Consider the following 12409-nt stretch of genomic DNA (forward strand, 5'->3'; position numbering starts at 1 on the left):
CTGAGACCCGCGAGCTGATGGGACCGCCTCGCGCGGTCTCATCAGCAGGGCCTCACCATCTGGGCAGGTCCGGCCCGCTGGTGATGATCCCGGCGAACAGATCGGTCTCCGGCAGCGGCGCGTCCGTGATGTCGATCTCGCGGAAGTACTGCTCCTGCACGGAGAACGCCCCGTGCACCTGCTGGCTCGCGTGACACCGCAACGCTTTGCGCTTCACGTCGGCGACCTCGCTGATGTCGATCGTGGTGGAGCCCTTGCGAGCGGTGAGGTAGAGCTTGGCCGGGATGCCGGTGCGGCGGACGGCGAGCCCGGCCACCCGGCAGACGTGCATGTGGTCGCGGTGCGAGCTGTAGTGCGTGAGGACGACCTGGGGCTGGTAGTGCTCGATCAGCGCGGCGAGCCGGCCGGCGGCCGTCTCCACCGGGATCGTGCAGAACCCACCGGCCGGCACCTCACCGGTGTGGCCGGAGTCGTGATATCCCAGCAGTTCCAGGTCCGAGACGCCCAGCACGTCGCACGCCGCCTGGAGCTCCGCGCGCCGGTGCGACGCCACGGCCTGCGGGTGGTGGCCGACCTCGCCGGGCACCGCACCGCTCGGAGCGTCGTCGAACTCGCCGTTGGTGCACGTCACCACCACGGTTCTGGCGCCGTGCCGGGCGTAGTAGGCGAGCGCGCCTCCAGTCGACGTCGACTCGTCGCCGGGGTGGGCGTGGACGGCCAGCAAGGTTCTCGGTCCGGCGAACTGCACGCGCGGAAGGTACCCGCTAACTAATCTCTCGCGCGTGACCGACTTGCCGTCCGGCCTCAAGCCGCTCGAACTCGCCCACCACCTCCGCGACCAGATCGAGCGCGGCCACACCTACGCCCGAGCCCGCAAGCACCGGTTCCGCTGGAAGTCGGTGACTGTCCGGCTGACCACTTTGGTCCTGTCTGCGGCGTCGACGATCATCCTCGGTCTGCAGAACCTCGATCCCTGGACGGGAACCGCGTTCTCGCTCGTCGCCGTCGTGACCGTGGTCAGCGCGCTGGAGCCGTTCTTCGCGTGGCGATCGCTTTGGGTGCTGATGGAAGAGGCGAGCTACAAGTTCCACCGGCTGCAGGACGACCTCGGCTACTACATCGCCTCCACCCCGCCCGAGGAGGTCGACCCCGAGCGGGTGCGGGAGATGTTCCAGCGGTACCAGGAGATCTGGGACGGGTTGAGCGACCGGTGGCTGAAGTTCCGGGAGAACTCCTGATCAGCGGCCCAGGAACGTGGCTTTGCCCGGCCCGTCGTTGAGGAAGCTGTGCACGGCGCGTGGCAGGTCCTGGGTCTCGAACAGCGCGGACGCGATCGTCGTGACGTGAGCGTCCGCCTCCGGGACACCGCCGTGCTCGAAGTGTGCGAGCACCTGCTTCGTCGCGGCGTGCGCCTGCGTCGGGCCGACGGCGAGGCTCAGCGCGAACTGCTCGGCGGCCAGCGCGAAGCCCTCGTCCGGCAGCACGCGGTTCACGACGTTCCACCGCTCCATCGTCTGAGCGTCGTAGAGGTCGCCGGTCATCACGAACTCCTTCGCGCGCCCGACACCGGCGCGGGCGGCCAGGCGTTGCGTGCCGCCCATCGTCGGCGTGAGGCCCACGACCTTCTCGACCAGGCCGAACTTGGCGCTCTCGGCAGCGAGGATCAGGTCGCACGCCACCGCCAGCTCGAAAGCCCAGGTCAGGCACAGCGCGTGCGCGGCGAAGACGGTCGGGATCGGCAGCGCGGCGAGCCGCTGGGGAAGCAGGAGCATGCGGTCGAACAGCGCCTGCGCGTCCTCGCGGTACTCCTGGGCCGCGAACAGCGACACGTCGACACCGCCGCTGACGACCCGGCCGGTCGCGTTGATCAGCAACGCCCGCGCGTCGCCCATCTCGTCGAGGGCGTCGTGGAACTCGGCGTCCAGGTCCAGGGCGTAGAGGTTGAGCGGCGGGGCGTCGATCGTGATGATCGCGAGCTCGTTCTGCCTGGTCAGGTGGATCTTCATCGTTTTACAGCCAATCGCGGCGCTTGAACATCACGTACAGGAGGTAGGAGAGGGCGAAGATACCCAGCGTGGAGACCCAGAAGCCCCACTTCTGCTCGAAACCGGGGTACGGCACGTTCATGCCGTAGTAGCCCGAGATCGCGGTCGGCACGGCGATGATCGCGGCCCAGCTGGTGACCTTCTTCATGATCGAGTTCAGCCGGTTGCCCTGCACCGCGACCTCGGCCTCGCGCAGGTTCGTGACCAGCTCGCGCATCGACTCGGTCAGCTCGGCGGTGAACAGCGTGTGGTCCTTGACGTCCAGGTAGTACGGCATCATCGTGTCGTCGACGATGGACTGCTCCCGGTGCATCAACGAGCCCAGGACCTCGCGCATCGGCAGCGCGACCCGGCGCAGCTGCACCAGCGCGCGTCTGAGCTTGATCGCCTTGTGGCCGATGTGCGGTTTCTCCTGGTAGATCTTGTCTTCCAGGTCCTCGATCTCCTCGTCCAGCTTCTGGGCGGCCGCGTACTGGCTGTCGACGATGTCGTCGAGCAGGCCGTGCAGCAGGAACCCGACACCGCTCGTCGCGAGGGCCGGCGCGCTGTCCCACCGGCGCTCGACGTTCGCGAGGTCGTACGACTCGTTCTCGCGGACGGTCACCACGGCCTGCTTCGTGACGAAGATGCCGATCTCCGTGGCCTTGATCTCATCGTCGTACTCGGTCGCGTACACCGTCAGGAACAGGTGGCTGGGGTAGCGGTCGACCTTGGGGCGCTGGCGTTCACCGAAGGCGTCCTCGATCGCGAGCTCGTGCAGGCCCAGCTCGTCGCGCAGCAGACCTGTCTCGCTGTCCGACGGCGCGCACAGGTCGAACCACACCACGGCGGTGGGATCCTCGAGGTGGCGTGCGACGTCGGTGACCGGGAAGCCGTGGTCCACGAGCTCGCCGTTGCGGTACAGGCGGGTCCGGCTCATGGGTGACAAGCCTACGTAGATCTACTCAGATGTGAGGATTGACGCCCAACTCCCGCTACCCTCGATCCGGTGAAGGTGGACCAACCTCAACGCATAGGCGACTACCTGCTGCTCGGCAGGCTTGGTCGTGGTGCCATGGGAACGGTCTACCTGGGGCAAGGCAGCGACGGGCGCCAGGTCGCCGTGAAGGTGGCCCGCGCGGAGCTCGCCGACGACCCGCGCTTCCGCGAGCGCTTCCGCCGCGAGGTGCAGATGGCCCGCGCGGTCGGGTCGGCCGGCACCGCCGCCGTGGTCGACGCCGACACCCGCGCGCCCCGCCCGTGGATGGCCACGGAGTACGTGCCCGGCCCCACCTTGCAGGAGGCCATCGAACGGCACGGCCCGCTGCCCGAGCACCACCTGCGCCGCCTGGCAGAGGGCCTGGCCGAGGCACTGACCGCGATCCACCGTGCCGGGCTGGTGCACCGCGACCTGAAGCCGTCCAACGTGCTGCTGGGCGCCGACGGACCGCGGGTGATCGACTTCGGCATCTCGCGCGCCATGGAGCACACCGCGCTGACCGAGACCGGCATGGTCTTCGGCACGCCGGGCTTCCTGTCGCCGGAACAGATCACGGGCGGGGAGGTGGCGTCGCCGTCCGACGTCTTCGCCCTGGGCGCCGTCCTGGTCTACGCGGCGACCGGCAAGGGCCCGTTCGGCGAGGGCCCGACCGCGACACTGCTGTACCGGGCGGCCCACGGCGAGCCCGACCTGGAGGGCGTGCCGACGCCGCTGCGTCCGTTGGTGCAGAAGTGCATGCACCGCGACCCCGCGCGCCGCCCCGAACCGGCCGAGGTGACGCGCCTGCTCGCCGCCGTCGTCTCCCCGAAACCGCCGACCGCCAAGCTGCCCGCCCCGATGACGCCCGCGGCCGCGACGTTCGCGACGTCGCGCATCGTGCCGTTCGCGTGGGGCCTGACGAACATGGCCGCCGCGCTGCTGGCGGCCGCGATCGCCGACCCGGCCGCTCACGCCAACGGCGCCACCCAGCTGCTGGCCCTGGCCGCCTTCTGCGTGCTGGTGGTGCGCGCGGTGCGGTTCTTCAGCGCCGCCGCCCGCCGCAAGGTCGTCATCGAGATCAGCCGCGAAGGGATCGCCACCACGCGCAACGGCAAGTTCCACCAGTACTGGTGGTACGAGCTGGCCCGCGTCCGTGTCGTGCCGCACAAGAAACGGCCGTGGGTCGTCGTCTGGCTGAAGGATCCGGCGCCGCGCCGCTTCTTCGGGGCGCATCACGGTGGTGTGCGGGTGTTCCCGATCGCTCACGAGCGCACTCGGCGGCGGCGCGAGCGTGACGTGGCCGAGCTGCGCGCCGCCCTGGCGTGGTACCTGCCGCGGTCCTACGACAGCCGCTGATCGGTCCACTCGTAGGTCACCGTGACCTCCAGGTACGTCGTGCCGTCCGGCAGCAGGCTTCCCTCCGGCTTGAGCTCCACCGAGCCGGTCACCTGCCCGGTCGCGGGATCGATCGTGAACGACGTCCTGCCGCCGTCGGTCGACACCTTCCCGTTGTCCCAGTGGATCTCGGGGGAGGCGGCGAGCTCGCGGTAGGTCGCGGCCTTCTCCTCGTTGGTGGTGTACGGCGACAACAACCTGGACGAAGCGTTCTCCAGCTTCCGCTTGGGGATGTCCGTCAGCGGCAACGCGAGGCTGATCTCCTTGCACGGCGTGGTCGCGCAGAACGTGCCCCACAGCACCGGGCCGTAGGCCGGGGAGGCGACCGAGTTCAGCCACGACTTGCTGCCCGCGATCGGCCGGAAGCCGCCGGTCGGCTTGCTGGAGGTCGAGATCAACCCGCCCTTCGCCGTGGGCAGCCACACGTCGATCTGGTACTCGACCTGCGCGGCGGCCCACTCCTCGCTGTCCGGCATCCCGATGCTCAGCGCCTGCCAGACCATGTATCGGATGTGCCGGTACTTCGCGGGCGGGTTCTCGGCGAGCTCCAGCAGCGTCGCCGCTTCGCCCAGCGACGTGGCCGGGGCGGTCGGCATCGTGGCGGGCGCGTCCTGCTCGTGACGAACAGGCCTCAGCACCACCACGAGCCCGGTGATCATCACGACCGCGACGGCGGCGGCCGCGATGCCCACCCAGCGCGGCGCACGGCGTTTCGGCGTCTCGGTGAACAGCTGCGCGCGCAACCGGGCCAGCCGCACGTCGTCAGCGGGCCGCACCGCGTACAGCTCGGAGAGGTCGTCGTCCAGCAGGTCACGCATGGCGGAGCTCCAGTTCCTTCAGCTTGGCGCGCAGGCGGTGCAGGCGGGACCGCGCGGTGCCGGGGTTCAGGCCGAGCGCCTCGGCCGCCTCCTGGACGGACAGGCCGGCCAGCGAGACGAGCAGCAGCAGGTCGCGGTCGGCCGCGGACATCCGAGCCAGCTCCGCGGCGATCAGGCGCAGGTGCGAGCGGGCGTCGATGCGGGCGACCACCGTGTGCTCCAGCGTCTCGGCGACACCGAGGTCGATGCCGTAGCGTTCGGCGGTGCGCAACAGCCGGACCTCGCGTTTGGCGTGGCCGCGCAACAGGTTCGTCGCGATGCCGTAGAGCCAGCCGACGACGCTCCCGCGTGCGGCGTCGTAGTTCTGCTTGCCGCGCATGGCCGCCAGGAATGTTTCGCTGACCAGGTCGTCAGCCACGTCGACACCCACCCGCCGCGCCAGATATCGGTGCAGCGGCTGAGCGTGCTCGTCGAACAGCTCCGCGAACATCACGCCCCCAGTTGGCTTTCCGCGCCTCCAGTGTTGCAGTGACCTGAATCACAGTGGACGAGGTCCTGAAGATGGGGCCATGACCAACTGGATCGTGACGCCCGAGACGTGGGCGGCGACCTCGGAACTCAACCACGACTACTACGTGGACATCATCGGCCGTTACTGGGGGAGGGGCGACGTCGCCGAAGAAGTCGCGCAGTACCAGCGCGACGAGGAGGACAGCGACGTGCCGGTGTTCCTCGTGGTGTCGAAGGACGGCGAGCAGGCCGGCTGCCTGGGCATGCGGTTCCTCGGCGACGGGATCGGCGAGCTGACGCGGATGTTCGTGCGCAAGCGGTTCCGCGGCCAGGGCGCGGCGTCGGCGCTCCTGAAAGCGATAGAGGCGGAAGCCCTGAAACTCGGTGTCATCGCGCTGCGACTCGACGTGCGCGACGACCTCGTCGAGGCCAGAAACCTTTACGCCAAGCACGGTTTCGCGGAGATCGAGAACTACAACGACGCAAAGTATGCCGGGCATTGGTTCGAAAAGAGGCTAACGTCCGCCCATTCGGCCGCGATGTCCTGAAAAGGTCGGGATGACGCGCGCCAGGAGGCATTGAACATGCGGTTGCGTCCACTGGTGACGGCTGCTGCCGTCACCGCGGCACTGGTGGTGACCCCGGCCTCGGCGGCTCCCGCCGGCCGGGTGCTCGGATACGTCGCCAACAACGACGGCGGGGTGTCGGTCATCGACACGGCCACGAACGCGGTGTCCGAGACGATCGTCGACAGCGGCGGAAACTCGCCGTACATGGCCGCGGTCGCGTTCGACGGAACTCGCGGCTACGTGACGAACTCCGTGCAGAACACGCTCACGGTCATCGACACACCGACCAACACGGTCGACAGGTCCATCGCCGTCGGGGACCACCCGGCGGGCGTCGCGGTCGCTCCGGGCGGCGGCTTCGTCTACGTGACGAACTACTTCGGCAGCTCGGTCTCCGTGGTCGACACGGCCACGTGGACGGTCACCGCCACCGTCGCGGTCACCGAACGCCCCGACGGTGTGTCCGTCGCCCCGGACGGCAAGTCCGTCTACGTGACGCACGACCGCGCGGGTGCGGGCCTGCTCTCCGTGATCGACACGACGGCCAACGCGGTCGTCGCCACGATCCCGACGGGCAGCAACTCGACCGCGCTCGCCGTGTCCCCAGACGGTTCGCGCGCGTACGTGGTGAACAGGACCTCGAACAACATCTCCGTCGTCGACACGGCGTCGCGCACGGTCGTCGCCACCATCGGCGTCGGCGACTTCCCGCACGGCATCGCGCTGAACGGGTCCCGCGCGTACGTGACGAACAGCGTGTCGAACTCGGTGTCGGTCGTCGACCTGACGGCGAACGCCGAGATCCTCCCGCGGATCCCGGTCGGTGAGCGGCCGATCAGCGTGTCGCTGCTGCCGGACGGCTCCGCCGCTTACGTCACGAACTTCGACAGCGACACCGTGTCGATCATCAGCACGGCGTCCAACACGGTCACCGGCACCATCGGAGTCGGTGACAAGCCGGTGGGCATCGCGATCCACTTCGTGCCGCCCGCCGCGGCCAAGCTGGTCGCGGGCAGTGCCCAGCTGCAGCTCCGGCTTCTCGGCTTCACGGTCCGCTCGCTCGACGCGACGCTGACCGAGACGCACACCGGGGCACCGGTCGCCGGTGCGACGATCGTGTTCCGCACGGTCAAGGGCAACCCGCTGTGCACCGCCACGACCAACGCGTCCGGCAAGGCGACCTGTGACGCGAACGTGTCGCTGCTGGTCGGGTTGAACACGCTGCTGCAGGGCTTCACGGCGTCGTTCGCGGGCGACAACGAGCACACCGGTGGCTCGTCGCACGGCTCGATCTATCTGCTCTAGTCATCGGAGTTCTCACGGTTGTTACATCCATTGACTCGGACGAAATGCCTGGCATAGCGTCCGAGTCATTGGATGTCTTCCGGTGACCGCCGCCCCGGATCACGAGGGGAGTGTCCGTGGCGGTGAGAACGCTGGCCGTGGCCGTTCTGGCTGCGGGGCTGGTCGTGGTGCCGCCTGCGCAGGCCGGTGAACGCGGTCCGCAGGCGGTCGTCAGCACGTCGAACGGCAGTGTCACCCTGGCGGTGACGTACGGGTCCAAGACGGTCGTGCAGCCGTCGCCGGTCGGGATCACGACCGAGCGCGCCGACCTGTCGCAAGGCCTCACGCTCGCGGGGAAGTCGAAGCGGGCGATCTTCGAGCGCTACCACACGACGTCCGGCAAGAAGCTGGACCGCATCGTGCGCGCCACCGAGACGACCTACCGGTTCAAGGCCGGCGTGAACGACCTCAACCTCGTGGTGCGCGAGTCCCCTGACGGCGTCGCCTACCGCTACGAGCTGCCGCAGGACACCGGCGCGGTCACGGGTGAGGCTTCGGTGTTCGTCCTGCCCGCGGACTCGACGGCGTGGCTCGCGAAGTTCCGCCGCGACTACGAGAACCCGTTCCTGCAGTACACGACCGGCACCGCGGAGCAGGCCGAGTACATGCACCCGGCGCTGTTCGACGTCGCCGGCACGTACGTGCTGATCACCGAGTCCGATGTGGACGGACGCTACTCCGGCGGCCACCTGATGCACGTCGGCGGCGGCAGGTTCCAGATGAAGCTGTGGGACGAGAAGGTCGCGGTGAACGGCGCCCTGAAGACCCCGTGGCGCACGATGATCGTCGGAAGCCTGGCCACCGTCACCGAGTCGACCCTCGTGGACGACCTCGCGCCCGCGTCGAAGATCCGCGACACCAGCTGGATCAAGCCGGGTCCGGCCATCTGGACGTGGCTCGCCGGTGGCCGCGGCGTGCAGCAGGACCTGGCCAAGCAGAAGGAGTTCGTCGACTACGCGGCCGCGCGCGGCTGGCCGTACGTCACGGTCGACGCCGGCTGGTACGACGACCCGAACTGGCGGCAGACCAGCTTCATCCCCGAGCTCGTCCAGTACGCGAAGGCGCGCAGGGTCGGCATCCACACGTGGGTGCGGTTCAGCAGCGTCGACACCCCGGAGAAGCGCGCGGACTACCTGCCGTGGCTGCAGAAGTGGGGCGTGCAGGGCCTGAAGATCGACTTCATGGACTCCGACGGCCAGGAGCGCTACCGCTGGTACGACGAGATCCTGCCCGAGACCGCGAAGATGCACTTCCTGATCAACTTCCACGGTGCCACGCTGCCGCACGGCATCCACCGCACCTGGCCGCACGTGATGACGACCGAGGCCGTGCACGGCGCGGAGAAGTCCAGCGGCCTCACCACGAGCCACCTCACCGCGTTGCCGTTCACCCGCAACGTGGTGGGCGGCATGGACTACACGCCCGGTGGCTTCCACCGCACCCGTCCGAACACCGACGGCGGTGAGCTCGCGCTGACCGTGCTCTACGAGTCAGGTGTCCAGAACCTCGCCGGACGCCCGGACTCCTACGACGCCAGGCCGCTGGCGAAGTGGTTCCTGGAGCAGGCACCGACCGCGTGGGACGAGACGAAGCTCCTGTCCGGCCGTCCCACCGAAAGCGTCGTGATGGCACGGCGCAGCGACGACCGGTGGTTCGTCGGTGGGGCGATCGCGGGGGAGGCCCGCACGCTGGACCTCCCGGCACTCGGCAAGGGCCGCTGGCTGGTCGAGGTCGTGCGGGACGGCGCGGGCGGGCTGGTCAAGGAAACCCAGGTCACCGACCAGAAGCTGACCATCCCGGTTCCGAAGGACGGCGGGTTCGTCGCGCTGGTCTGCCGTCCGGACCACGACACCTGCGCGCGGCCCACCTACGGGCTCCCGCCCACGACCGTGGTGACGACGCCCGAACTGGTGTCGGTGCAGCCCGGTCAGGCGTTCGAGATGAGCAGCACCTTCACCAACACCTCCGCCCAGCCGCTGTACGACGTGTCGTTCGCGCCGCGCGTGCCGTCCGGGTGGAGCGCTTCCGCCGCTGTGCGGGCTTTCCGGGTCGCGCCGGGGGAGTCGATCAGTGGAAAGTGGACGGTGAAGGTCGGCGCCGATCCTGTCGTGGGCCTGACGGACGTGCCGGCGGTGGCCCAGTTCCAGCCCTACCGGTTCAGCACCAGCGTCGAGGCGGAGAAGGCGACGCGCACGCACGTCTGGAAACCGTTGCCCGCCGGGCAGTCCTACGTCGCGGGCAACGACCGTTCCGTCGAGGGCAGGACGCTGACGACGGGGGGCGTGCGGTTCGGCAAGGGCATCGGCACCACGCCCGCGGACAAGGTCGTCGAACTGGGCGCGTGCACGAGGTTCGACGCCACCGTCGGCGTGGACGACGAGGTCGACGGCCGGGTGGACCGTGCGGCAGGTGCCGGAGGATCCGTCACCTTCGTGGTGGTGGGCGACGGTCGCGTGCTCTACGAGAGCCCGCTGCGGAAGTCCATCGATCCGGCGCTGCCGATCAGCGTGGACGTCAGCGGGGTGAGGTCGTTGACGTTGCGGGTGACTGATGGCGGCGATGGCACCAGTCTCGACAACGCCGTGTGGGGCGACGCGCGGGTCACCTGTTAGGCGGCCAGGGGCAGGTCGTCGCGGACCGCGTGCACGAAGTCCTCGCAGGACTGCCTGCACGCGACGCCGTGGACGACCTGCCACCCGGCGGGCACCTGCAGCACCGCGGGCCAGATCGAGTACTGGCCCGTTGGGCTGACCAGCACCAGGAACATGGTGTGAGCCTGAACGAACGGGGGAGTCATGACCCCAGGGTGACGCGGGCCACCTATGGTCCGGCTATCTCCGCGCTCAAGCTCACCATCTCGGCCGGCTTGGGGATCGGGACGCTCATGTGATTACGTGGCGTCGTGACTGTGGAACAGGTGGTCCTCCTGGCCGAGGACGGTTCGGCCATCGGCGTCGAGGACAAGGCGGTCGTGCACCACGCGGACACACCGCTGCACCTGGCGTTCTCCAGCTATGTCTTCGACTCGGTGGGCAACACCGTGCTCACCCGCCGGGCGTTGCACAAGAAGACCTTCCCCGGCGTGTGGACCAACACCTGCTGCGGTCACCCGCTTCCGGACGAGGACATGGCTCAGGCCGTGTTGCGCCGACTGAGTGACGAGCTCGGCCTGAAGTGTTCGGACCCCGAGCTGCTGCTGCCGGGATTCCGCTACCGCGCCGAGATGGACGGCGTCGTCGAGAACGAGATGTGCCCGGTGTTCCGGGTGTTCTCCGACGACGAGCCCAGCCCCAACCCGGACGAGGTCGACTCGACCGAACGCGTGCCGTGGCAGGAGTTCGCGTCCAGCGTTCTGGACGGCACGCGCGAGATCTCGCCGTGGTCGCGGTTGCAGGTCGCCGAACTGGTGAAGCTCGGACCGGATCCGCTGACGTGGCCGGTCGCGAGCCGGGACGGGCTGCCTAGCGCGGTTCGACTCGCATGACGCACTCCTTGAGCCGGTAGGTCAGGTCGCACCTGGCGACCGGCTCACCCACCTGCCGCAGCTGCCACCGCGCCGTCACCGCCGCCAGCACAGTCATGATCTCCGTCTGCCCGAACGCGTCCCCGATGCACTTGCGGAACCCGGTGCTGAACGGGATGTAGGCGTGCCGCGGCGACTCACCCGCGCGTTCGGGCAGCCAGCGGTCCGGGTCGAACTCGTACGGCCGCGGGAACGACCGCGGGTCGTGATGCAGCACGTGCGGGCTGAAGAACACGTCCGACCCGGCCGGGATCAGTTCGCCGGCGACCTCGACCTCGCGCGTGGTCCGCCTGCTCACCATCCACGCGGGCGGATAGCGGCGTAATGCCTCGGCGATCACCCGCTTCAGGTACTCGAGGCGCGGCAGGTCGGCGTAGGTCACGGTCCGCCCGGCCAGCACCTCGTCGACCTCGGCCTGCAGGCGCTTCTCCACGTCCGGGTGGCTCGCGAGCACGTGGAAGATCCACACGATGGTCTCCGCGGTCGTCGCGACGCCGCCGATCATGATCGTGATGATCTCGTCGTACAGCTCCTCGTCGGACATCGGCGCGCCTTGCTCGTCGCGCGCCGCGAGCAGCATCGACATCAGGTCGCCGCGGTCGCCGGGATCCGCGCGGTACTCGGCGATGGTGCGGCGCACCAGGTCTCCCAGCTGTGCTTTCGCCGCGTCGTAGCGCCGGTTCACCGGCAACGGCACGCGGTGCGCCCAGTCGAACGGCAGCAGGATGCGCCGCCCGAGGCCACCGACCAGCTCCGGCACCGCGGTGGAGAGCACCGCGGACACGTCGGCGCCGGACGTGATCAGCGTGCGGCTCAGCATGTCCGCGCTCACCGCGTGCATCTCGTCGGACAGCGAGATCTCCGTCCGGGGCAGCCAGGATGCCGCGCGCTCGACCGCCCGTGCCGCCATGACCTCGGTGTAACCGGCGATGCGGGTGTGGTGGAACGCGGGCTGCATCATCTTGCGGTGCTTGCGATGCTCCTCGCCGTCGGCGGTGGCGAGGCCGTTGCCGACGACGACGCGGGACCTGTCCATGACGGCCCCGCCCTTGCCGAACGCGGTGCGTTGCGTGATCTGGACTTCGCGCACGGCGTCCGGGGAGGTGAGCAGGTAGGTCTGGAGCGGGCCGATCCGGAACTTCACCACGTCACCCAGCTCGCGCAGCTCGGTGAGGAACTCGAGCGGGCGGCGCAGGAGGTCGAGCGCGTGGCCCGCGAGCGGCAGGCCTCCGGGAGCGGTGATCACG

General features: G+C 69.3%; 13 protein-coding genes. 6 read left to right on the top strand and 7 right to left on the bottom strand.

The genetic code is table 11. The features are described 5' to 3' along the window. Positions 1–52: 52 nt before the first annotated feature. Positions 53–748, bottom strand: coding sequence for a PIG-L deacetylase family protein (locus ABZ345_RS23375; protein ID WP_359852356.1), 696 nt, complete (start codon positions 746–748; stop codon positions 53–55). A 34-nt stretch (positions 749–782) separates the two neighbouring features. Between ABZ345_RS23375 and ABZ345_RS23380 the strand changes: the two genes are divergently transcribed. After that, on the top strand, positions 783–1238 hold the full coding sequence (locus ABZ345_RS23380) for an SLATT domain-containing protein (protein ID WP_359852359.1): 456 nt from the start codon (positions 783–785) through the stop codon (positions 1236–1238). Here ABZ345_RS23380 and ABZ345_RS23385 read toward each other — a convergent pair whose 3' ends face one another. Both ABZ345_RS23385 and ABZ345_RS23390 read right to left on the bottom strand, forming a co-directional pair. Further along, positions 1239–2006: an enoyl-CoA hydratase/isomerase family protein gene (locus tag ABZ345_RS23385; RefSeq protein WP_359852361.1), complete on the bottom strand. Its 768-nt coding sequence runs from the start codon at positions 2004–2006 to the stop codon at positions 1239–1241. It lies immediately after the preceding gene. A gap of 4 nt (positions 2007–2010) precedes the next feature. Next, positions 2011–2964: a magnesium transporter CorA family protein gene (locus ABZ345_RS23390; protein WP_359852364.1), complete on the bottom strand. Its 954-nt coding sequence runs from the start codon at positions 2962–2964 to the stop codon at positions 2011–2013. A 69-nt stretch (positions 2965–3033) separates the two neighbouring features. Between ABZ345_RS23390 and ABZ345_RS23395 the strand changes: the two genes are divergently transcribed. Next, a complete protein-coding gene (locus ABZ345_RS23395) occupies positions 3034–4359 on the top strand; it encodes a serine/threonine-protein kinase (RefSeq protein ID WP_359852366.1) in 1326 nt (441 codons plus the stop codon). Here the strand turns inward: ABZ345_RS23395 and ABZ345_RS23400 are convergent. Next, on the bottom strand, positions 4344–5216 hold the full coding sequence (locus ABZ345_RS23400) for a hypothetical protein (RefSeq protein ID WP_359852368.1): 873 nt from the start codon (positions 5214–5216) through the stop codon (positions 4344–4346). The genes ABZ345_RS23395 and ABZ345_RS23400 overlap by 16 nt on opposite strands. Continuing rightward, complete coding sequence (locus ABZ345_RS23405) at positions 5209–5706, bottom strand: sigma-70 family RNA polymerase sigma factor (RefSeq protein WP_359852580.1); 498 nt, start codon at positions 5704–5706, stop codon at positions 5209–5211. The genes ABZ345_RS23400 and ABZ345_RS23405 overlap by 8 nt, the downstream gene beginning before the upstream one ends. 79 nt (positions 5707–5785) lie before the next feature. Between ABZ345_RS23405 and ABZ345_RS23410 the strand changes: the two genes are divergently transcribed. The 3 genes from ABZ345_RS23410 (at position 5786) to ABZ345_RS23420 (ending at position 10251) form a co-directional block, all read left to right on the top strand. After that, positions 5786–6274 (top strand): GNAT family N-acetyltransferase, encoded by a 489-nt coding sequence (locus tag ABZ345_RS23410; protein ID WP_359852371.1) that lies wholly within the window; start codon positions 5786–5788, stop codon positions 6272–6274. Between the two features lie 36 nt (positions 6275–6310). Further along, on the top strand, positions 6311–7600 hold the full coding sequence (locus ABZ345_RS23415; protein WP_359852374.1) for a YncE family protein: 1290 nt from the start codon (positions 6311–6313) through the stop codon (positions 7598–7600). 116 nt (positions 7601–7716) lie between these two features. Beyond that, positions 7717–10251 (top strand): glycoside hydrolase family 97 catalytic domain-containing protein, encoded by a 2535-nt coding sequence (locus ABZ345_RS23420; RefSeq protein WP_359852376.1) that lies wholly within the window; start codon positions 7717–7719, stop codon positions 10249–10251. Here the strand turns inward: ABZ345_RS23420 and ABZ345_RS23425 are convergent. Continuing rightward, positions 10248–10436: an MbtH family NRPS accessory protein gene (locus ABZ345_RS23425; protein ID WP_359852379.1), complete on the bottom strand. Its 189-nt coding sequence runs from the start codon at positions 10434–10436 to the stop codon at positions 10248–10250. The genes ABZ345_RS23420 and ABZ345_RS23425 overlap by 4 nt on opposite strands. Before the next feature lie 111 nt (positions 10437–10547). Between ABZ345_RS23425 and idi the strand changes: the two genes are divergently transcribed. Continuing rightward, positions 10548–11123: an isopentenyl-diphosphate Delta-isomerase gene (idi, locus tag ABZ345_RS23430; RefSeq protein ID WP_359852583.1), complete on the top strand. Its 576-nt coding sequence runs from the start codon at positions 10548–10550 to the stop codon at positions 11121–11123. Here the strand turns inward: idi and ABZ345_RS23435 are convergent. Then, positions 11101–12408: a cytochrome P450 gene (locus ABZ345_RS23435; RefSeq protein WP_359852382.1), complete on the bottom strand. Its 1308-nt coding sequence runs from the start codon at positions 12406–12408 to the stop codon at positions 11101–11103. The two genes, idi and ABZ345_RS23435, sit on opposite strands and share 23 nt — an antisense overlap. Position 12409 lies beyond the last annotated feature (1 nt).

The sequence above is a fragment of the Lentzea sp. NPDC005914 genome (genome assembly GCF_040629405.1).
Taxonomy (GTDB): domain Bacteria; phylum Actinomycetota; class Actinomycetes; order Mycobacteriales; family Pseudonocardiaceae; genus Lentzea.

Excerpts from the sequence above, each read along its gene's own strand:
- ABZ345_RS23400 (WP_359852368.1), bottom strand. The coding sequence starts at position 5,216 with ATGCGTGACCTGCTGGACGACGACCTCTCCGAGCTGTACGCGGTGCGG.
- ABZ345_RS23390 (WP_359852364.1), bottom strand. The coding sequence starts at position 2,964 with ATGAGCCGGACCCGCCTGTACCGCAACGGCGAGCTCGTGGACCACGGC.
- ABZ345_RS23425 (WP_359852379.1), bottom strand. The coding sequence starts at position 10,436 with ATGACTCCCCCGTTCGTTCAGGCTCACACCATGTTCCTGGTGCTGGTC.
- ABZ345_RS23410 (WP_359852371.1), top strand. The coding sequence starts at position 5,786 with ATGACCAACTGGATCGTGACGCCCGAGACGTGGGCGGCGACCTCGGAA.
- ABZ345_RS23415 (WP_359852374.1), top strand. The coding sequence starts at position 6,311 with ATGCGGTTGCGTCCACTGGTGACGGCTGCTGCCGTCACCGCGGCACTG.
- ABZ345_RS23405 (WP_359852580.1), bottom strand. The coding sequence starts at position 5,706 with ATGTTCGCGGAGCTGTTCGACGAGCACGCTCAGCCGCTGCACCGATAT.
- ABZ345_RS23385 (WP_359852361.1), bottom strand. The coding sequence starts at position 2,006 with ATGAAGATCCACCTGACCAGGCAGAACGAGCTCGCGATCATCACGATC.